The sequence below is a fragment of the Actinomadura sp. SCN-SB genome (assembly GCF_043906805.1).
GTDB lineage: Bacteria > Actinomycetota > Actinomycetes > Streptosporangiales > Streptosporangiaceae > Spirillospora.
Genome location: NZ_JBIMPP010000185.1, coordinates 1 through 648 on the forward strand (window position 1 = coordinate 1; position 648 = coordinate 648).

Here is a 648-nt window from a genome sequence, read left to right on the forward strand (position 1 = left end):
CGGCGGCCAGGGCGCCGACGATGCCCCAGATCTGGGCGGCCCGCAGGTCATGCACCGAGCCGGGCAACGCACCGGACACCCACAGGATCGTCCCGTCGGGTGCGGCGATGACCTGCAGGTTCATCCCGTGTTTCTTGTGTTTGCCGGAGTAGAAGGGCCGGTCGGCCCGCACCCGGTCGATAGGGATGAGCGTCCCGTCCAGCACCACGTACGGCACCGCGTCCTTCCTGGCTTTGCGCAGTGCCGTTCCGAGCTTGGGCGAGCGGGCCGACAGAAGTTTCACCGCCTCGTTCACGTACCGCCACGCGGTCGTGGTGCTAACGCTGAAACCGGCTCCGAGCTGCGCGAACGTGTGTGCGTTCTTCAGATGGGCCAGCGTCATCAACGCTTGTTGCCCGGTGGTGAGCGCACGGTTCTTACTGCCGATCTGCTTGCGGTGCCGGCGCAGCACCCCGCTCAGGTAGGTCAGGGTCGAACGCGACAACGGCAGCGAAGAACGATAGAAAAACATGCGGAACCTCTGGCCAGGACGTGCGGTTGTGGAAGATCACTCGTCCTACCAGGGGTTTCTTCACATCCCGGGGCCGCCACACCGCCCGCGATCATGCTGTGATCAGCGCGCCGCCCAACGCTGGTGGAAAAGGCTCA

At 65.1% G+C, this 648-nt stretch carries 1 protein-coding gene; it reads right to left on the minus strand.

Annotated features, from left to right (window positions below):
* Positions 1–511: transposase family protein (locus tag ACGWYJ_RS38970; RefSeq protein ID WP_395111735.1), on the minus strand; the 511-nt coding region annotated here is incomplete at its 3' end.
* Positions 512–648: the final 137 nt, after the last annotated feature.